This window comes from Leisingera sp. ANG59 (genome assembly GCF_013317235.1).
Lineage (GTDB): Bacteria > Pseudomonadota > Alphaproteobacteria > Rhodobacterales > Rhodobacteraceae > Leisingera.
On record NZ_WLCM01000028.1, the window covers coordinates 18,945 to 37,597 of the forward strand.

Below are 18,653 nucleotides of genomic sequence, written 5' to 3' on the forward strand. Positions count from 1 at the left end.
CCCGGTTCTCCCCGGTGGCGGGCGGGGCGCTTCTGCCCTGCCCGCTGCTGGAGAGAGAGGGAGGAGGAAAATACACATGCAACTGCTGTTTACCATACTGCTGGACGGGCTGGTCTATGCCTCGTACCTGTTCATCGTCGCGGCGGGTCTCACCATCATCTTCGGGGTGATGAAGATCCTGAACGTGGCCCATGGCGGCTTCTACGCCTGGGGCGCTTACACTGCCGCCTATTTCATCGGCGCCGCCTCCGAGATGGGGCTGCCCGATTGGTTCGCCTTCCTGATCATCGCCGGATCGGCGCTGGCGGTCGGCATCGTGCTGGGCCTGCTGATCGAGCGGATCGTGCTGCGCCGGCTCTACGATCACGAGGAGATCCTGATCGTGCTCGCCACCTTCGGGGTGTTCCTGATCCTCGAGGACCTGATCCTGCTGATCTTCGGCGTGAACCCCTATTTCGCCTATCAGCCGATGGTGGCCCTGGGCAGCGTCGAGATGGGCGGCATCTTCCGCGACGTCTATTCGCTGACCCTGTTCGGCGTCGCGCTGTCCGTCGCCGCGGGAAGCTGGTGGATGCTGACCCGCACCCGCTGGGGCAAGCTGATCACTGCCGTCATCCATGACCGCGAGATGGCGCTGATCGTCGGCATCAACGTGCGCCGCCTGTTTGTCGTCACCTTCTGCGCGGGCGCCGTGCTGGGCGCGCTCGGCGGCGCCTATATCGCGCCCACCGTGTCGGTGGCGCCCGGCTTTGCCGTCGATGTCATCGTGCTCAGCTTCGCCGTCGTCGTGATCGGCGGCATGGGCTCGATCCCCGGCGCGCTGATCGGCGCGCTGCTGGTCGGCCTGCTGCGCGCGCTGGCGGTTCACAAGCTGCCGGAGCTGGAGCTGTTCGTGATCTTCCTGGTGATGTCCGCGGTTCTGATCGTGCGCCCCGAGGGGCTGTTTGCACCGGCCAAGGCGAGGAAAATCTGATGCTGCACGCAATTCTATCCGACAAGACGGTGCGGCTGACCGCACTGGCACTGCTGGCGCTGGCCGCCGCCGGGCTGATGCTGCCGGCCTGGGTCGTCAACAACATGATGTTCGGCCTGGCGCGCGGCGCCGCCGTGCTGGGGCTTCTGGTGCTGTGGCGCACCGGGCTGATGTCCTTCGGCCACGGGCTCTACTTCGGGCTGGGCGCCTATGCGGTGGCGCTGTCCGAGCACTGGCTGGGCCTCAGCGATTTCGCCCTGCGCATCCTCGCCGCCATTCTTGTTGCGGTGGTCGCGGGATTTGCTCTCGGCTTCATCCTGCGCCGCTACCGCGACATCTTCTTTGCGATGCTGTCGCTGGCGTTTTCGATGGTGCTCTACGGCATCCTGGTCAAGACCGAGGCGCTGGGGTCCACCGATGGGTTCTCGGTGTCGCAGACCACCTTCCTGGGCTGGGCGCCCGAGGGCAAGCAGGTGCTGTTCACCGCCATCATAACCGTCTGCCTGGCGCTGGCGGTGCTGGTGCAGATGTACCTGCGCTCGACCCTCGGGCGGCTGACCACGGCGATCCGCGACAACGAGATCCGGGTGGAATACCTGGGCTATTCGGTGGCCCGCGCGATCCACATCAAATACGTGATCTCGGCCGCCCTGGCCGGCGGCGCGGGCGGGATGATGGCGATGGCGCTGGGGCAGGTCGACCCCGACAGCATGGTCTACTGGACCGTCTCGGGCGAGCTGGTCTTCATCACCATCATGGCCGGGCCGGGCAGCGTGCTGGCGCCCTTCATCGGTGCCATCATCTTCGAGTTCCTGCGCACCTACGCCTTCGAAATCGCCCCGCACGCCTGGCAGCTGATCGTCGGCGGCACGCTGCTCTTGATCATCTTCTTCCTGCCCGGCGGCATCTGGTCGCTGCTGGAACGCATCCCCTTTTTTCGGAGGCTCCGTCATGACTGATGTGCCTATCCTCTCCGTCAAGGACCTGCAGAAATCCTTCGGCGCCGTGACCGCGGCCAAGGACATCAACGTCGACATCCCCGCAGGCCAGGTGGTCGGCGTGATCGGTGCCAACGGCGCGGGCAAGACCACGTTCGTCAACATGGTCACGGGCTACCTGAAACCCTCAGGCGGCACCATCCGCTTCCGGGGCCGCGACATCACCGGCATCGCGCCGCGGCTGGCGGTGCACCAGGGGCTCACCCGCTCGTTCCAGGTCAGCCAGGTGTTCATGACCCTCAGCGTGAGGCAGAACCTCCTGTCGGCACTGGCCCTGGCCCGGCGCAAGGGCGGCGCGCTGCTGCGCCCCATCGCCGGGCCGGAGCTGCTGGCGGAATGCGACGCGATCATGGCCCGCTACGGCCTCACGGATGTGGCCGAACACGAGGCCAGCGCGCTGTCGCAGGGCTCGCGCAAGCTGCTCGACATCGCCATGGCGGTGGTCAGCGGCCCCAGGATGCTGCTTCTGGACGAACCCACCTCCGGTGTCGCCGCAGAGGAGAAGTTCGCCATCATGGACACGGTGATGTCGGCGCTGAAGGCCTCCGGCACCACTGTCCTGTTCATCGAGCACGACATGGAAATCGTCGAGCGCTACGTCGACCGGGTGCTCGCCTTCTTCTCGGGCGAGGTGATCTGCGACGCCCCGCCCGCCCGGGCGCTGATCGACCCCAAGGTGCGGGAGCTGGTGATCGGCGACACCCGCGCCCCAACCGCCCCAACAGCCGCAACCGGACAAGCGGAGGCAGCCTATGCTTGAGATCAACAACCTGAACGTCTCCATCGGCCCGGTGCCGATCCTGCGCGGCAGCGCGCTCACCGTGAACACCGGCGAGATGGTGGGCCTGATCGGCCCCAACGGCGCGGGAAAGACCACGATGATGCGCGCGATCATGGGGCTGCTCGCAGCACAGTCCGGCACGATGAACTTTGACCACTGCCAGCTGTCCGCCACCCCGCCGCAGGACCGCGCCCGCATCGGCATCGGCTACATGCCCGAGGACCGCAAGCTGGTGCCGCAGCTGTCGGCCGAGGAAAACATCATGATGCCGGTCTGGGCGGTGGACATCCCCGACTATCAGGACCGGCTGAAATGGATCTATGACCTGATGCCGGAGGTGCGCGAGTTCCGCGGCCGCAGCGCCACCTCGCTGTCCGGCGGCCAGCAGAAACTGGCGGCGCTGGCGCGGGCGCTGATGATGGGCGGGCGGCTGATCCTGCTGGATGAGCCCTCCGAGGGCATCGCCCCGGTGCTGGCCCGGCGGATCTCGGAAATCCTGCGGGACCTGAAATCCGAGGGCATGTCGATCCTGATCGCGGAATCCAACGACCACCACTGCGCCGACCTGCTGGACCGCAGCTACCGCATCGAACGCGGGGCCACGCATCCCGCGTGACCCCTTCCCGCCACAGGCTCAAGCCAAAGGAGACCGGAATGCTGGAACCGGAGATCACCGAAACCAAAGCTGGCGCCGCCGCGCGGATCACCCTGAACCGGCCCAAGGCGCTGAACGCCCTGACCCGCGGCATGGTGCAGCGCATGTCGCGCGTCCTGTCCGAGTGGGAGGCCGATCCGGGGGTGACGCTGATCGTGGTGGACGCCGCCGGCGGCAGGGCCTTCTGCGCCGGCGGCGACGTGGCCCGGCTTTATGCGGAGGGCACGGCGGGCAACTTTGCCTATTGCACCGGATTCTGGGCGGAAAACTATGCATTGAACGCCCAGATTGCCGAACTCGGAACCCCCTACGTGGCGCTGATGGACGGCATCGTGATGGGCGGCGGCGCAGGTATCTCGGCCCACGGGCGGCACCGCGTGGTCACCGAACGCACGGTGCTGGCGATGCCCGAGTGCGGCATCGGGCTGGTGCCCGACGTGGGGGCCAGCCACCTGCTGGCACGGGCGCCCGAGGGGCTGGCCCGGCTGGTTGCGCTGACCAGGGTGCGCCTTGGCGCCGCCGATTGCATCGCGCTGGGGCTCGCGGACAGTTTCGTGCCCTCGGACCGGCTGCCCGCCCTGGCCGGCGCGCTGATGGAAGCGGCGGACGCAAGCCCGATTGCGCAATTCAGCACCCCGCCCGGGCCGGGCACCCTGCCCGATCCGGAAGACGCGGCGGCGATGTTTGCGGGGCAATCGCCCGCCGCGATGGCCGCCCGGCTGGAGCGGCGGCCCGACGCCTGGGCGCAGGACGCCGCCGCCGCGCTGCGCCGGGCCTCGCCGCGCTCCCTGCGGCTCACGCTCGATCTGCTGGATGCCGCGCGCCCCTGCCCGAGCCTGCGCCGCTGCCTGGAGCGTGACCTTGATGCAGCGGCATACTGCCTGACCGAAGGCGACTTCCTCGAAGGGGTGCGGGCCGCGATCATCGACAAGGACCGCAAACCAAACTGGAAGCCAGACACTGGCCCGCGGCCGGATCCCGGACCCTAGCCGATAACCCCGCCGGGCAGCGCCTGCCGGGTCGTCAGGTTACTAAAAGTATACCGGTTGCGATTCGAAACCTGAAGTGAAACGGTAAGCGCGACCCGGCCCTACCCGACCTTTTTCACTCCCAACAACGCAGCACCAAACAGCGTTGAAGCCACTCTCCAGGACCAGCCAAAGGAGGAGACCCGAAATGACAGACCTCACCATCAACGGAAAGGACGTCACGCTTGACGTTCCCGGCGATACGCCGCTGCTCTGGGCGCTGCGCGACGACCTGCGCCTGACCGGCACCAAATTCGGCTGCGGCATCGCCCAGTGCGGCGCCTGCACAGTCATGGTGGACGGCATGCCCGTGCGCTCCTGCGTGACCCCGGTGGAGGCGCTCGAAGGCTCCGACATCATCACCATCGAGGCGCTTGAAGGCCCCGAGGCCGACGCAGTGCGCAAGGCCTGGGTCGACATCGACGTGCCGCAATGCGGCTACTGCCAGTCCGGCCAGATCATCGCCGCCGCAGCCCTGCTGACCGAAATCCCAAACCCAACGGATGAGGATATCGACTTTGCGATGGCCGGCAACGCCTGCCGCTGCGCCACTTACGTGCGCATCCGCAAGGCGATCCACAACGCAGCCAAGATGCTGGAGACCTGATCCATGACCAAGTTCTCGCCCACCCGTCGCGGCTTCCTGGCCGGCAGCGCAGCCCTTATCATCGGCGCGCATCTTCCTGTTGGCGGCAAGATGGCGGCCAAGGCGGCCTCCGGCCCGATCAGCCTCAACGCCTTCGTCCGCATCGCCGAGGACAACACAGTCACGGTAATCGTCAAGCACATCGAATTCGGCCAAGGGCCCTTTACCGGCTTCGCCACCCTCGTCGCGGAAGAGCTGGACGCCGACTGGTCGCAGATGCGCGCCGAACACGCGCCTGCGGACACCGCCACCTATCAGAACTTCGCCTTTGGCATCCAGGGCACCGGCGCCTCCACCGCGGTGCGCAATGCCTTTACCCAGATGCGCCAGGCCGGCGCAGCGGCCCGCTCCATGCTGGTGCAGGCCGCCGCCCGCGAATGGGGTTTGCCCGAGGATGAGATCACCGTCGCCAAGGGCGTCGTCAGCCACGCGGCCAGTGGCAATTCGGCGCAATTCGGCGAGCTCGTTGCCGCCGCTCATGACAGCACCCCGCCCGAAGAGCCCAAGCTCAAGGACCCGGCAGATTTCGTGCTGATCGGCAAGGACGTCCCGCGCCTCGATTCTGCGGACAAGACCACCGGCGCAGCACAGTTCACGCTCGACGTCTACCGGGAGGGGATGCTGACCGTTGCCGTCGCCCACTCTCCCTGGATTGGCGGCAAGGTAAAATCGGTCAATTCCGCCGCCGCGCTGGCCATCGATGGCGTCGAGAAGGTCGAGACGATCCCCACCGGCGTCGCGGTCTATGCCAAGAACACGTACAGCGCTTTCAAGGGCCGCGATGCGCTGGAAATCGACTGGGACCTGAGCGAAGCGGAAACCCGCTCTGCCGAGGAACAGATGGAAGAGGTCGCCGCCGCCGCTGCGACGGGTGAAGGTGTGGTTGCCGAAACCTATGGCGATCTGGACGCGGCCTTTGCCGGTGCCGCTGAGGTGATCGAGGCCGAATACCGCCTGCCCTACCTGGCCCATGCCCCGCTGGAGGTGATGGACGGGGTGATCGAGAATCGCGGCGACGCCGCTGAGATCTGGATGGGCAGCCAGATGCAGACCGTCGACCAGCAGGTGACCGCCAATATCCTCGGCATCGCGCCCGAGCAGGTGGCGATCAACACCCTGATGGCCGGCGGCAGCTTTGGCCGCCGCGCCCAGTATGACTCGCAGTTCGCCCAGGAGCTGGCCCAGGTGGCCAAGGCCGGCGGCCAGGGCACCTTCAAGCTGGTCTGGAGCCGCAAGGACGACATCCAGGGCGCCTATTACCGCCCGCAGGCCGTCCACCGCCAGCGCGCCGCGCTGGACGAAACCGGCCGCATCATCGGCTGGCAAGACAAGTTCGCCACCGAAAGCATCATGGGCGGCTCCGCCTTCGAAGTGGTGATCCAGAACGGTGTCGACCCCTTTTCGGTTGAGGGCTCAATCCACAAACCCTACGACTTTGGTGCCTTCGAGGCCCGCTGGGTGCGCACCGACAGCAAGGTGCCGCACCTGTGGTGGCGCTCAGTCGGCCACTCGCACACCGCATTCGCCAACGAGGTGTTCCTGGACGAGGTGCTGCAGGCCAAGGGCAAAGACCCGGTCGCGGGCCGTCTGGAGCTGCTGGGCGACAAGTCCCCGCGCGACCGCAAGGTGCTGGAGCGCGTGGCGGAAATGGCCAACTGGCAGGGCGTGAACGGTTCTGACGGCAAGGCCTACGGTGTGGCGCTGCATCCCAGCTATGACGCCCATTTCGCCTATATCGCCGAGGTCTCGGAGGTGGCCGGTGAACCCCGCGTGAGCAAGGTCTGGGTGGCCGCAGACGTCGGCATCGCCATCAACCCCGATGTGGTTAAGGCGCAGATCGAAGGCGGGCTCGGCTATGGGCTCAGCGCCGCGCTGTTCAACGAGATCACCTTTGCCGAAGACGGCCAGGTCGCGCAGGAGAACTTCGACAGTTACCGCCTGCTGCGGATCCACGAGATGCCCGAGGTCGAGATCGATCTTGCCGTCAGCAGTGAAAAACCCGGCGGCATCGGAGAAGCGGGCACCCCGCCGATTGCGCCGGCCGTCAGCAACGCCTGGCGTGTCCTAAAAGGCCAGCCAGTGCGCCGCCTGCCGCTGGTGCGCGCGTAAAAGGAGACCGGACAATGAACTTCATCAAACGCGCTGCGGCCCTGACCGTTGCGGCCCTGCTCGCGCAATTCACCGCCGACGGCACAGCCGCCGCCCAGGAGGTGAATGGCCTGAAAACTGCCGAGGCTTTCGAAGGCATTGCCCCCGAAGAGGCGCGCTCTGCCGCGATCTTCGGCGAAATGGCCAAGGTCATCACTCACCCGCGCTGCATGAACTGCCACCCGGTCAACAGCGGACCGCTGCAGGGCGACGAGCGCAAACCGCACTCGCCGCCCGTGCCGCGTACCGAGGACAACTTCGGCGTTGTCGCGATGCGCTGCACCACCTGCCACGGCGAAGAAAACCGCCCGTTTCTGGGGGAAAGCGGCTCGGTGCCTGGCAATGGGCACTGGCAGCTGGCACCCGCCAGCATGGGTTGGGTCGGCATGACCGTGCCGGAGATCTGCGCCCAGTTGAAGGATCCAGAGCGCAATGGAGGCCGCACCATGGCCGAGGTGGCGCACCACATGGGCCATGACTCCCTGGTCGGCTGGGCCTGGACCCCCGGCGAAGGCCGCACCCCGGCCCCGGGCACCTGGGAGGCTTTTGCCGAACTCGCGGAAAACTGGGTCGAAACCGGCGCCGCCTGCCCCGGTTGAGTCAACGGCTTGCGCGAAAGATAAAACCGGCGGCCCCTCGGAGCCGCCGGATTTTCCGTTCAGACCATTGTCAAACCCGGATAGACCCGCTCAGAGCGGCACGAACCGCCAGACATCGCCCTCCGTCTCGACCCGGCCCAGACCCGGGAACGGCAGGTGGGTGGCGGCGATCGGTGTGCCCGACTGCGCCGCATCAGCCAGCAGCGCGCGGCGGGTGGCGGCGGCGGCATCAGCGTCGCTGTCCAGCGCATAGCCTGCGTCAGGCTCGGAAAAATGCACCTGTCCCGAGATCACCGCGTCACCGACAATCAGCAGTTCCTCGCCGCCAGACCTAAGGCGCAGCCCTGTGTGGCCTGGGGTGTGGCCCGGCAGCGGCACCAGCGTCAGCCCCTCGCCAAGGTCGGCGGCCCCCTCATGGGTCACCACACGGTCCGCGAAAGATGCGGCCACTGCCTGCACCATTTCGATCATCGGGCGCTGTTCCTCCGGCAATGCATCGGCCAGCCCGGCCTGCGTCCAGAACTCCCATTCCGGCTTCGACACATGCACCCGGACCCCAAAAAATTCGCCGCCCAGCAACCCGCCAAGGTGGTCAGCGTGCATATGGGTCAGCACGATGTCGGAGACCTCCGCGTCCGAGACAGCCTCCAGAGCTTGGCCTGTCGCGGGAAACCTCTGCTCGAGCGCCTGGCCGGACCCGGTATCTACCAGGAACCGTCGGCTGCCCGTATCAATCAGCCACAGGTTGGCACCGATGGTCAGCGGTGCGCTCAGTCGTTGGGTCAGATCGCCGGACAGGCCGGAAAAATACTCCAGCGGCAGATCAAAATGACCGTCGTCGAACACCGTAAGGCTGATCTGGCCGACGGACAGTGTATGAGGGGCATTGGGCATGGGCGCTCTCCTTTTCGCGTGTGATGATCCGGATATGGCGCAAAGCTGAGGTGGCGGGTATTGTCGCCCGTGACAAACTATTTGCCAGTTACGCCAATCATGCCACTTCAACAGCCCACAGTGATCCTGAACTATCCCGGTTCCATGCCCTCTGCTGTGCTGGGGCTGAATGACATTCTGAGCCACGCCGGACTGGCCCCGCTAACGGTCACACAGCCGGACCTGGCACCCGCCCATACCCGCGCCGTGATCCTGCCGCCTTCCGCGTGTGAAGTGCATCCCTCGGATGCGCCCTGGGTCACCGGCTGGCTAGCGGAGCAATCCGCCCAGGGTGCGCTCATCTGCTCTGCCTGCACCGGGCTGCACTGGATTGCCGCCGCAGGGATCGACCGGGGCCGTCCAGTAACCACCCATTGGGGGCTAGAGACGCGCATACGGCTGGAATACCCCGCGCTTCAGCTCGATACTGCCCGGCTGGTGATCGAGCACACGGATTTGGTGACCGCTGGTGGGCTTATGGCCTGGATCGACCTGGCGCTGGTGGTGATTGAGCGGCTAGCGGGCCGCGCCGCAATGCTGGACACCGCCCGGCATTTCATCATCGACCCCGGCCGCCGCGACCAGCGCCGCTACCGCCGCTTCCTGCCGCCGATGGACCACGGAGACCGGCCTGTTCTAGCCGCGCAGCAACGGATCGAGGCTCAGTTGGCTGAGCCGCTGAGTGCCGCCGATCTTGCTGCCGCTGTTGGCCTGTCGCTGCGCAGTCTGCAGCGGCGGTTCACCCGCACCACCGGTCACAGCCTGACTGCCTACCAGCAGAACTTGCGTATCGAACGCGCCCGCGACCTGCTGACCACAACTGGACGCAGCGTGGCAGAGATCGCGGCAGAGGTGGGCTATTCCGACCTGCCAGCCTTTCACCGGGTTTTCTCACGTCAGGCCGGAATGACCCCCGGCCGCTTCCGGCGCACGCATTGGAACGCGCCTAGCCCTGCAACGCCGCCGCCAGTTCGTTGAAACTGTCCACTTCTAGATCATAAGCACCGGTTTCGCCCCGTGCAGGCGTCTCCGGCATCCGGTCTCCCCATTCCCGAGGCCGCCGCACCAGCGCGGTGCGGAACCCCACCTGCCGCGCAGCGTCCAGGTCATAGGGGTGGCAAGCCACCATCAGGCATTCCTCAGGCGCCAGCTGTAGCCGCCTTGCCGCCCGCCGGTAGGCTTCTGGCAGCAGCTTGTAGAGGCCCAGCCCCTCGCATGACAGCACCGCATCCCAGACCAGCCCGTTCCGGCGCGAGCTGTCGATGATCAGCCGGTAGGAGAGCAGCGAGAACGACGCCACGATGCGGTCCAGGCGAAGCGCCGCCAGCCCTTCCTGCACGTCGGGCCAGGCATCGAACCCATGCGGTGCATCCCAGGCTATCGCCTGCCGGTCTCGCGCGTCAAAGGTCTCCAGCCCTTCTTCGTTCAGCAGCGCTTCCAGACAGAACCGGTGCGCTTCGTCGAAGTTGTATGCCGGCGGGCCATCCTCACCAAGGTTCAGCATCGCCTGCATCGACCGCCGCCGCAGGTCATTGGCCAGCGCCGCCCAGTCACGGCTGATCCCGTGGCGCTGTCCCGCCGCGGCGAATGCATCGCGGAACCCGCTGTGCCAGTCCAGCACGGTGCCGCCGGTATCAAATGTCAGCGCCTTGATGTCTTGAAGTCTCATGTGGTTTCTCCCTCATCAGCAATTCCGCACCAGGTCGGGCTAGCACGCGCCGGCTACCCTTAACTGCTGTTCAGGCCGCCTGCGCGGCCTTCAACTGCTGCAGGATACTGGCATAGTTTTCTTCGCCCTGCGCGCCGCTCACCAGATGTTGGCGCTCAAAGATCATCGCGGGCACGCCCTGGACGCCGCGGCTGGTCCAGAATTGCTCTTTGGCGCGCACCTGTTCGGCGCGACCGCCGCTTTCCAGCATGGCGCGGGCCGCATCGCCATCCAGCCCCGCGCCAGCGGCAACCGAGGCCAGAACATCAATGCTGAAAACATCCTCGCGCCGGGTAAAGAAGGCCGCAAACAGCGCCAGCTTTACGTCATGCGCCTTGCCCTGCTCCTCCGCCCAGCCGATCAGCTGATGGGCGCGGAAGGTGTTATACATACGCATGTCGTCAGCATAGTTGAAGGTGAACCCCAGCGCCGCGCCCATCTCTGTCAGCCGCGCCCGCGCCTGGCGCGAACCCTCCGGCGTGGTGCCGTATTTCGCAGCCAGATGCTCGCGCAGGTTCTCACCCTCCGGCGCCATCTGCGGGTTCAGCTCGAACGGGTGCCAGTGGATGTCCACCCCGATGCCGGTCTCGCGCACCGCCTTGGCCAGTTGGTAATAGCCGATGGCGCACCAGGGGCAAACAACGTCCGAGACGATATCGACGCGGATCGGCTGGGTTTCTGCGGTCATGGGATCACTCCTTGTAATTGGCGGCATTGGCGGCCGCCGCAGCTTCGGTGTCGCCTTGGCCAAAGACGGCAGGTCGCGGTTTCGGCAGCTGCAACGCCGCCTGGGTGGCAGGCCGCACGTCAATGCGAGCGAGCCAGGCGTTCAGATGGTCCAGGCCGGAGACATCAACTCCGGCCCAGAAATAGGACCGCGCCCAGGGGTACGTGGCGATATCGGCAATCGACATCTCCTCCCCTACCAGCCAGGCGCGCCCTTGCAGGCGGCTGTCGAGCACCTCCAGCAGGCGGCGGGACTCGTCCACATAGCGCTTGATGGCATAGGGGTCGTCATGGCCGTTGGGCCGGGCGATGCGCTGGAAATACATCGCCTGCCCCATCATCGGCCCGAGGCCGCCCATCTGGAACATCAGCCACTGATGCACCTGCGAGCGTTCCTTGGGATCCTCGCTCAGGAACCGCCCGTATTTCTCAGCCAGGTACCACAGGATCGCACCGCTTTCGAAGACCGCGAAATCATCGTTTCCGCGGTCGACAATGGTGGGGATGCGGCCATTTGGGTTGAGCTTCAGGTACTCCGGCGCCTTCTGTTCCCGCTTGGAGAAATCCACCGCCGACAGTTCGTACGGAATACCCGCCTCATGCAGAAAGATCAGCGGCTTCCAGCCGTTCATCGTCGGCGCCGTATACAGAAGGATATCCGGTTTACCCTCGTTCATAACCTCGGTCTCACAGGCTCGCATCGCCCTTGGGCGGCGGGGTCCAGCCGCGTTCCGAACGGTCGTGAGTGTCATGGCGGTCCGCCTTCATCAGCTCGAACAGAGTCTGCGAATGCGCCCGCATCGCATCGATATAGCTTTTCGACACCCCGCTTTCATTCCAGCTCTCCCGCAGCCCGTCCAGCGCCTCGCGGTCATGGCTGCGGAAGGTGCGGCTGGCGGCCTCGGCCCGGAACGGGTGGTAGCCGATGGCGGTCATCGCATCGCGACCCATTGCCAGCGCACCCTCGAAGGTTTCCCGCTGGGCCAGATGGGCGCCCGCCCGCTCCAGCTCATAGACATGGTGCCGGTCATGGGCACGGGCGTGGATGGTGACCTGCGGATAGGTCTTGGCAACATGATGCACCAGTTCCGTCTGCTTTTCCCGGTCATCCAGCGCGGCGATGAAAAGCTTGGCATCCTCCAGCCCTGCGCTGTGCAGCAGGTCCGGGCGGGTGGCATCGCCGTAGTAGGCGCGGAAGCCGATCCGCGACAGGTTCTCGATGGTTTCGGGATCGTGGTCCAGCACCGTCACCTTGTGGCCGTTAGTGACCAGCATCCGGGTGATGATCTGGCCGACCCGGCCAATGCCCGCCACCACGATGCTGCCCGCCTCGTCGATCTCATCCGCCGCGCGGTCCTCTGTCCGGACCGCACGCGGCGCCAGCACCTTTTCATAAAGGATGAACAGCAGCGGCGTCAGCAGCATGGTCAGCGCCACCACCAGCGTCATCGGCTTGACCACCTCTGCCCCCAGGATACCGGCCCCGGCGGCAAAGCCGAACAGGACAAAGGCGAACTCTCCCGCCTGCGCGAGCCCCAGGGTGACCAGCCAGCGGTCGGCGCCGCGCAGCCCGAAGCCGGTGACCAGCACGTAGAGCAGCCCCGCCTTGAGCGCCATCAGCGCAACCGCGAGCCCCACGAGGCCGAAGGGGTTGGACAGCAGCAGCCCGAAGTCGATGCCCGCCCCGACGGTGATGAAGAACAGGCCCAGAAGCAGCCCCTTGAACGGTTCGATGTCGCTTTCCAGCTCGTGCCGGTATTCGCTGTCCGACAGCACCACGCCGGCCAGGAATGTGCCAAGCGCGGGGGACAGACCGACGTAATTCATCAACAGCGCAATGCCGATCACCAGCATCAGCGCGGCGGCGGTGAAGATCTCGCGCAGGCGGGCCTCGGCGATGAAGCGGAAGACCGGCCGGATCACCGTCCGCCCCGCCACGACGATGCCCGCAATGATGATCAGCACCGCCGCCGCCTGCGCCCAGTCGGGCAGCGTGTCGAACAGCGTCGGCGCGCCGTGACCGTGCCCGTGCGTATCCGCCGCGGGCGCGCCATGGCCCGCATCGCCATGCCCGTCATGTCCGCCCGCCGCCGCGTTCACCGCCAGCAGCGGCATCAGCGCCAGCATCGGGATCACCGCGATGTCCTGCGTCAGCAGCACCGAAAAGGCGCTCTTGCCGCCCGCTGTCTGCATCAGCCCCTTTTCGCCCAGCGTCTGCAGCACGATCGCGGTGGAGGACAGCGCCAGGATCATCCCCAGCGCCAAGGCCGCCTGCCAGGCCAGGCCAAAGGCCAGCGCTGCCGCGGCGATCAGCGCGGCGGTGCCCAGCACCTGCAGGCCGCCCAGCCCGAGAAGCTGCGCCCGCATCCGCCACAGCATTGCGGGCTGCAGTTCCAGGCCGACCAGGAACAGCATCATCACCACGCCGAACTCGGCAAAATGCTGGATGTCGGCGGTTTCGCCGCCGACGACGCCCAGAACCGGGCCGATCACCACCCCGGCGATCAGATAACCGAGGACGGAGCCGAGGCCGAGACGCTTGGCCAGCGGCACCGCCAGTACGGCAGCGGCGAGATAGACAAAACCGGCAGCGAGCAGTTCCATCACACGGCCTCCAGCTTGGCGGCCCCTGCCGCCGCGATCCCGTTCAGCGTAAGCGCCGCACGCGCCGCCGCGATGTCCAGCGTATCGTCGCGCAGCGCCTGCAGCAGCGCCTGCCATTCGGCGAGGTGAGACTTGTCCCGTCCCTCGTCCACCGCACGCCCCGCGCCGAACAGCACGAAGGGCGCCAGGTAGCGCATCCGGCACAGATCAGCGGTTTTCTCGAACGGCATCAGCAAGTCACGAAGATGCGCGCCATTTGCACCCTCGGGTGTGTAGACCTCGGCGGCGGCCCCGCAGGTGACTGCGTTGAAGGTCACCTTGCCGTCGAGCGCGTGGCCCGACTGGCCATAGGCAAAGCCGTGCTCCAGCACCAGGTCCTGCCATTCCTTCAGCAAGGCCGGCGCGGAATACCAGAACACCGGGTGCAGGAATACGATGGCGTCATGTTCGGTGAGCCGCTGCTGCTCGCGGTCGGTATCGATGCCGAACGACGGGTATTCGCCGTAGAGATCGACACAGGTGACCCCCTCGATCGCCTGCGCGGCCCTGAACATCGGCGCGTTGATCTCCGAGCGGCCGGGCCGCGGATGCGCCAGGTATACCAGTGTCTTCATGCCATCGCTCCTTGCCGGCAACCGGCCCCGCGGGCGGCGGCGCTGCACACGCCCCGCCCTGCAAGGCTCATGCCTTCTTTACATCGCCCGCAAAGCGCGCGGCGTTTTCCCTCAGGAAGGCCTCCGCATCCGCGTTTTCGTCCCAGAACTGAGGCTGCGCCTTGGGGATGGTCAGCGCCTTCTGCACCGCCGGGCGCGCGCCGATGCGGCCGAACCAGGCCTTCAGGTGCGGCAAGTCGTCAACCTCGACCCGCGCCCAAGGGTAGGCCCGCGCCCAGGGGTAGATCATCATGTCGGCGATGGAATATTCGCCCGCGATATAGCCGCGTCCCTCAAGGCGCGTGTTCAGCACTTCCATCAGGCGGCGGGATTCATCCACGTAGCGCTTGATCGAGAACGGCTCCTCCTGCCCGTTCGGCGCCGCGATGCGCTGGAAATACATCGCCTGCCCCATCATCGGGCCGACGTGGCCGACCTGGAAGAACAGCCACTGCAGCGTTTCCGACCGGGTAACCGGATCGTCCGACAGGAACCGGCCGTATTTGTTGGCCAGATGCCAAAGAATGGCGCCGGACTCAAAAATGGCCCGATCTTCGGCCCGGTCATAGATCGTGGGGATCTTTCCGTTCGGGTTCAGCTTGAGGAAATCGGGGGTTTTCTGCTCCTGCTTGGAGAAATCGATGAAAGTCAGGTCATAGGGGACACCAGCTTCTTCCAGAAAAATAACCGGCTTGTAACCGTTCATAGTGGCAGCGGTGTAAAGGTGAATGTCCGGTTGGGTCATGATTGTCTCCTGAGGGCAAGTGTCCGGGCCCGCTCGGTGCCGCGCAGGCCCGAAGGGTTCAGATTTCCAGCGTCCAGTGTTTCTGCTGGTAATCCAGCACGTCCTTGATCGCCTCTTCCGGGAAGACAGTGCGGAACTTGTGGTGATCCGCCGCGATGACCTCGGCCATCTTGTCGATCATCGGCTGCGGATCCATCTGCAAGCCGTCGCCTGCAAACAGGTCGCGGACCTTGCGGATCGCTTCCGGCGGCGTAATGCTCTTCTCCGGATCATACCACTCGTCCATCTTGTCATACATCCGGTCGTTGAACCCGGTCCGGTACGCGCCCGGGTTGAGGGTCGCAACCTGGACACCCATCGGTTCAAGCTCTTCCCGCATCAGTTCGGCGATGGCCTCCAGCGCGTGTTTGGACGCGGTATAGGGGGCCAGATAGGGGAAGGTCAGGAACCCGGCGATCGACGAGACGAACACCACCTTGCCGCGCCCGCGGCGGGCAAAGGCCTGCGCATAGGGCTGCACGAACTCGACGGTCGAGAACACGTTGGTTTCAAACACATTCCGGATGCGGTCGACGTCAACCTCGGCAATCGGGCCGGTATCGCCGATGGCGGCATTTGCCACCACAACATCCACATCGGCGCCAAAGCGGTCAAAGGCGGCCTGCCGGTCCTCGGCGCTGGTGATATCCAGCTTGACGGTTTCCAGCGCTAGGCCCAGCTCAGCCGCTTCTGCCTTGAGCGTTTCCGCCCCTTTTGCGCCGTGGGTCGTCGCAATCACGCGATGGCCCTGCTTCGCCAGTTCGAAGGCCGCACCCTTGCCAAGCCCGGAGCCGGCACCAGTGATCAGAATAGTCTTGCTCATCTGCCGTTCCTCGCCTCAGTTGTGCGGTTCCAGGTCATTGTCCAGACGCTCGAACAGCACGGCCTCAACCGTGGTGGTTCCGACATTGCTGACCTGATGCGTCCAGGGTCCGTTGTGCATGAAGTCGCCATCAGCCACCTCTTTCTCGACGATCGAGCCGTCTTCGAGCTTGATGGACAGCGTGCCGCCCTTGATGAAGTAGACGATCTCCTCGGGGTGGCGGTGCGGCTCATCCGTCGCACCCGGCGGCATCTTCATGCGGACCAGACGCGTAATGCCGGTGTTCACCAGCTCTTCATACATGTCGGGCGACGCCTCGTCGGCCAGCGGCGCGCGCTGGCCTTCGGTGATCAGGGGAGAGTTGCTCACCTCATGAGCCTCCTTTTTGGAATGAGTTCCACAAACGTGGATCAGGCCACTTCCGATACGGAATTGGCACCGAAGACATGGGCCAGATGCGCGTCAAAACGGGCGAAATCCGAGTCCACATCGGCGTTCTTCATCACGTCAAAGGCGCCAAAGGTGGGCAGCGGCGACATGCCGAAGAACTTGGCGTTCAGGTGCATCGGGCGCAGCAGATCGTCGAGCGACGCGCCTTCGAAGAACGGCTCAGCCGGGTTGTCGAAGGATTCGGCCGGGGCGTTCAGCGTAACGGACAGCATGTAGGTGGTGCCGGTCAGCGAGCCGCCCATGCCGTAGTTTTCTTTCGGGGCTTCGGCGATGCGGCCATCACCATTGGTCAGGCGGCCATCCATACCTGCGGTATAGACCTCATCCATGTATTTCTTGAACGACCACGGTACACCCATCCAGTTTACCGGGAACTGCATGATGACGGTGTCGGCCCATTGGTGGCTGGCGATTTCCTGCTCGACATCATAGCCTTCGGCGATCTTAGTCACACGCACGTCGTGTCCGGCGGCTTTCAGGTACGCGGTGGCACGGTCAATCAGCGCTGCGTTCAGTTCACCCTTGGCAAAGGGATAGGGCTGGTGGCCGTTGAGGATCAGAATATTGCTCATGGTGTCTTCCTTGCGATTTCCTGCGGCGTGGCGGGATCAGCCGCCGCACAGCCTGCAATCTGGACACGACGAAACATTCCGCAACTAGTATACTTTTGGTAACCTCCACCAAAATCAGCACGGAAGGATGGGGCGGTTTCGCAGATGACCCGACTAAGGCCATGAAATAAGACCGGAAAACTTCCGCGCCCCGCCCGCGTTGACAAATTTGGACATTTGTGAAATTTGTTTCTCAAGCAACGAAAAGAGACCTGATCACTTTTCCTGTCCGCCCGAATCCTCTCCGGAACCTCATGGAGGCAATGATGCGAGCACGCGTGGAAGAAGACGACCAAGGCCGCCGCAACGCCTACGACGCCTGTTTTGAACCCTGCGCAATCGAGCGCGGCATGCGGATCATCGGCGGCAAGTGGACTGGCTCCATCCTGTGGCACCTGAAAGACGAACCCGTCCGGTTCAACGATCTCGCCCGCATGGTCGGCGGTGCCAGCAAGAAGATGATCACCGAACGCCTGCGCCAGCTCGAAGGACAGGGTCTTGTGACCCGCCAGGTTCTGGATACCGCTCCGGTGTCGGTGCAATACGAGATTACGGATCTGGGCCGCACCGCGCTGGGTTTCCTGGACGAGTTGCGCAAATGGAGTGAAGGACTGCCGCAACACATAAGGGAAGAGGCCTGACGTGCTGAAGCGGCTGAAACCGTCCCCGCTGCCACCCATCCGCCCCGTGCCCGAACGCGCCGCAACCGGCGAACTGGCGGAAATCTACGAGCGCACCAAACGCGGGCTAGGCGTACCTTGGATGGGGGTCGTGGCGATGGCCTTTGCCCGTTATCCAAGCTTCTACAAAACGTTCTGGCAAGCGCTGGAGCCGGTGACCGCGACAGATGCCTTCACCGCGGCCTGCCAAGACTTGCGCAACTTCGCGGAAATGCGGGCCGGCTCGTTCTCCCCGCCGCCCATCAAGGCACGGCTCGAGGACGCGGGCTATGACGCGGCGGAACTGGAGCAGATCATCGCCTGCAACGAGGTCTTCTCTGCCGGCAACATGCCCTATCTGCTGATGGCGTCGCTGGCCCGGACGCTGCTGGAAGGCCAGGCCTGGACCGCGCAAGGCGAGGCCGCGCCCCGGTCCGCGCTGGCGGCAGCAGGCGAACACCCGGTCCTGATGGAGGCCCATCATGCCAGCCCGGACACCGCGGCGCTTTACGCCGACTTGCGCGAGACGCTTGGGTTGCCGTTTGTAAATACCGATTACCGCGCCTTTGCCCGCTGGCCGAGTTATTTTGCGGCGGCTTGGGAAGATCTCAAGCCCGTGATCCGGTCCGGCGGGTACGAACCCGCGGTCCAGGACATTCACGAACGGGCGGTGGAACTGGCACTTGGCCTGCCAAACGCCACCGGTCTCACGCCGGATGCTCTGGAAGCCGCTGCGGCACAGGATGCGGACCCGAATGAAGTTCTCGCCGTCGTGCGGTTGTTCCAATGGCTTCTGCCTGGTCTTGCGTTCAACGTCGCCTTCCTGCGCGCGCAGCTTGTGACCGGCTGACCACCGCCAGACGGCATGTCTATT

21 protein-coding genes are annotated in these 18,653 nt (G+C 65.2%); 11 read left to right on the forward strand and 10 right to left on the reverse strand.

Annotated elements, in window-relative coordinates; translation table 11 throughout:
• Positions 1–76 precede the first annotated feature (76 nt).
• The 8 genes from GKC28_RS19145 to GKC28_RS19180 all read left to right on the forward strand — a co-directional run bounded on the left by GKC28_RS19145 (position 77) and on the right by GKC28_RS19180 (position 7,828).
• Complete coding sequence (locus GKC28_RS19145) at positions 77–973, forward strand: branched-chain amino acid ABC transporter permease (protein ID WP_174148600.1); 897 nt, start codon at positions 77–79, stop codon at positions 971–973.
• Positions 973–1,932 carry a branched-chain amino acid ABC transporter permease gene (locus GKC28_RS19150; RefSeq protein WP_174148601.1) on the forward strand — a complete coding sequence of 320 codons (960 nt, stop codon included), beginning with the start codon at positions 973–975 and terminating at the stop codon, positions 1,930–1,932. The genes GKC28_RS19145 and GKC28_RS19150 overlap by 1 nt, the downstream gene beginning before the upstream one ends.
• Entirely contained in the window at positions 1,925–2,731 is an 807-nt protein-coding gene (locus tag GKC28_RS19155; RefSeq protein ID WP_174148602.1) for an ABC transporter ATP-binding protein, read from the forward strand. The genes GKC28_RS19150 and GKC28_RS19155 overlap by 8 nt, the downstream gene beginning before the upstream one ends.
• Positions 2,724–3,368: an ABC transporter ATP-binding protein gene (locus GKC28_RS19160; protein WP_174148603.1), complete on the forward strand. Its 645-nt coding sequence runs from the start codon at positions 2,724–2,726 to the stop codon at positions 3,366–3,368. The genes GKC28_RS19155 and GKC28_RS19160 overlap by 8 nt, the downstream gene beginning before the upstream one ends.
• 38 nt (positions 3,369–3,406) lie before the next feature.
• Positions 3,407–4,396 (forward strand): enoyl-CoA hydratase/isomerase family protein, encoded by a 990-nt coding sequence (locus GKC28_RS19165; protein ID WP_174148604.1) that lies wholly within the window; start codon positions 3,407–3,409, stop codon positions 4,394–4,396.
• A gap of 187 nt (positions 4,397–4,583) precedes the next feature.
• Positions 4,584–5,042, forward strand: a complete 459-nt coding sequence (locus tag GKC28_RS19170) for a (2Fe-2S)-binding protein (protein ID WP_174148605.1) — start codon at positions 4,584–4,586, stop codon at positions 5,040–5,042.
• A 3-nt stretch (positions 5,043–5,045) separates the two neighbouring features.
• Positions 5,046–7,190, forward strand: coding sequence for a xanthine dehydrogenase family protein molybdopterin-binding subunit (locus GKC28_RS19175; RefSeq protein ID WP_174148606.1), 2,145 nt, complete (start codon positions 5,046–5,048; stop codon positions 7,188–7,190).
• A 14-nt stretch (positions 7,191–7,204) separates the two neighbouring features.
• A complete protein-coding gene (locus tag GKC28_RS19180; protein WP_254604314.1) occupies positions 7,205–7,828 on the forward strand; it encodes an Isoquinoline 1-oxidoreductase subunit in 624 nt (207 codons plus the stop codon).
• 90 nt (positions 7,829–7,918) lie between these two features.
• Here GKC28_RS19180 and GKC28_RS19185 read toward each other — a convergent pair whose 3' ends face one another.
• Positions 7,919–8,722, reverse strand: coding sequence for an MBL fold metallo-hydrolase (locus GKC28_RS19185; RefSeq protein WP_174148607.1), 804 nt, complete (start codon positions 8,720–8,722; stop codon positions 7,919–7,921).
• 99 nt (positions 8,723–8,821) lie between these two features.
• On the opposite strand from GKC28_RS19185, the gene GKC28_RS19190 reads away from it, so the two are divergent.
• The gene (locus GKC28_RS19190; protein WP_174148608.1) at positions 8,822–9,739 is read left to right on the forward strand and encodes a GlxA family transcriptional regulator; all 918 of its coding nucleotides are present in this window, start codon (positions 8,822–8,824) and stop codon (positions 9,737–9,739) included.
• On the opposite strand, the gene GKC28_RS19195 is transcribed toward GKC28_RS19190, so the two are convergent.
• From GKC28_RS19195 to GKC28_RS19235, 9 genes are all read right to left on the reverse strand, one after another.
• A complete protein-coding gene (locus GKC28_RS19195) occupies positions 9,708–10,430 on the reverse strand; it encodes an HAD family hydrolase (RefSeq protein WP_174148609.1) in 723 nt (240 codons plus the stop codon). The two genes, GKC28_RS19190 and GKC28_RS19195, sit on opposite strands and share 32 nt — an antisense overlap.
• A 70-nt stretch (positions 10,431–10,500) precedes the next feature.
• Positions 10,501–11,157 carry a DsbA family protein gene (locus GKC28_RS19200; protein ID WP_174148610.1) on the reverse strand — a complete coding sequence of 219 codons (657 nt, stop codon included), beginning with the start codon at positions 11,155–11,157 and terminating at the stop codon, positions 10,501–10,503.
• 4 nt (positions 11,158–11,161) lie between these two features.
• Positions 11,162–11,872 (reverse strand): glutathione S-transferase family protein, encoded by a 711-nt coding sequence (locus GKC28_RS19205; RefSeq protein WP_174148611.1) that lies wholly within the window; start codon positions 11,870–11,872, stop codon positions 11,162–11,164.
• Between the two features lie 10 nt (positions 11,873–11,882).
• Positions 11,883–13,799, reverse strand: coding sequence for a monovalent cation:proton antiporter-2 (CPA2) family protein (locus tag GKC28_RS19210; protein ID WP_174148612.1), 1,917 nt, complete (start codon positions 13,797–13,799; stop codon positions 11,883–11,885).
• A complete protein-coding gene (locus tag GKC28_RS19215; protein WP_174148613.1) occupies positions 13,799–14,413 on the reverse strand; it encodes an NAD(P)H-dependent oxidoreductase in 615 nt (204 codons plus the stop codon). The genes GKC28_RS19210 and GKC28_RS19215 overlap by 1 nt, the downstream gene beginning before the upstream one ends.
• 67 nt (positions 14,414–14,480) lie before the next feature.
• The gene (locus GKC28_RS19220) at positions 14,481–15,197 is read right to left on the reverse strand and encodes a glutathione S-transferase family protein (protein WP_174148614.1); all 717 of its coding nucleotides are present in this window, start codon (positions 15,195–15,197) and stop codon (positions 14,481–14,483) included.
• A 58-nt stretch (positions 15,198–15,255) separates the two neighbouring features.
• Positions 15,256–16,059, reverse strand: coding sequence for an SDR family oxidoreductase (locus GKC28_RS19225; protein WP_174148615.1), 804 nt, complete (start codon positions 16,057–16,059; stop codon positions 15,256–15,258).
• Between the two features lie 15 nt (positions 16,060–16,074).
• Entirely contained in the window at positions 16,075–16,428 is a 354-nt protein-coding gene (locus tag GKC28_RS19230; protein WP_174148616.1) for a cupin domain-containing protein, read from the reverse strand.
• A gap of 41 nt (positions 16,429–16,469) precedes the next feature.
• The gene (locus GKC28_RS19235) at positions 16,470–17,081 is read right to left on the reverse strand and encodes an NAD(P)H-dependent oxidoreductase (protein WP_174148617.1); all 612 of its coding nucleotides are present in this window, start codon (positions 17,079–17,081) and stop codon (positions 16,470–16,472) included.
• A gap of 305 nt (positions 17,082–17,386) precedes the next feature.
• Here GKC28_RS19235 and GKC28_RS19240 point away from each other — a divergent pair, with 305 nt between their 5' ends.
• Both GKC28_RS19240 and GKC28_RS19245 read left to right on the forward strand, forming a co-directional pair.
• Positions 17,387–17,761 (forward strand): helix-turn-helix domain-containing protein, encoded by a 375-nt coding sequence (locus GKC28_RS19240; protein ID WP_174148618.1) that lies wholly within the window; start codon positions 17,387–17,389, stop codon positions 17,759–17,761.
• A gap of 1 nt (position 17,762) precedes the next feature.
• Positions 17,763–18,629 carry a hypothetical protein gene (locus tag GKC28_RS19245; protein ID WP_174148619.1) on the forward strand — a complete coding sequence of 289 codons (867 nt, stop codon included), beginning with the start codon at positions 17,763–17,765 and terminating at the stop codon, positions 18,627–18,629.
• Positions 18,630–18,653 lie beyond the last annotated feature (24 nt).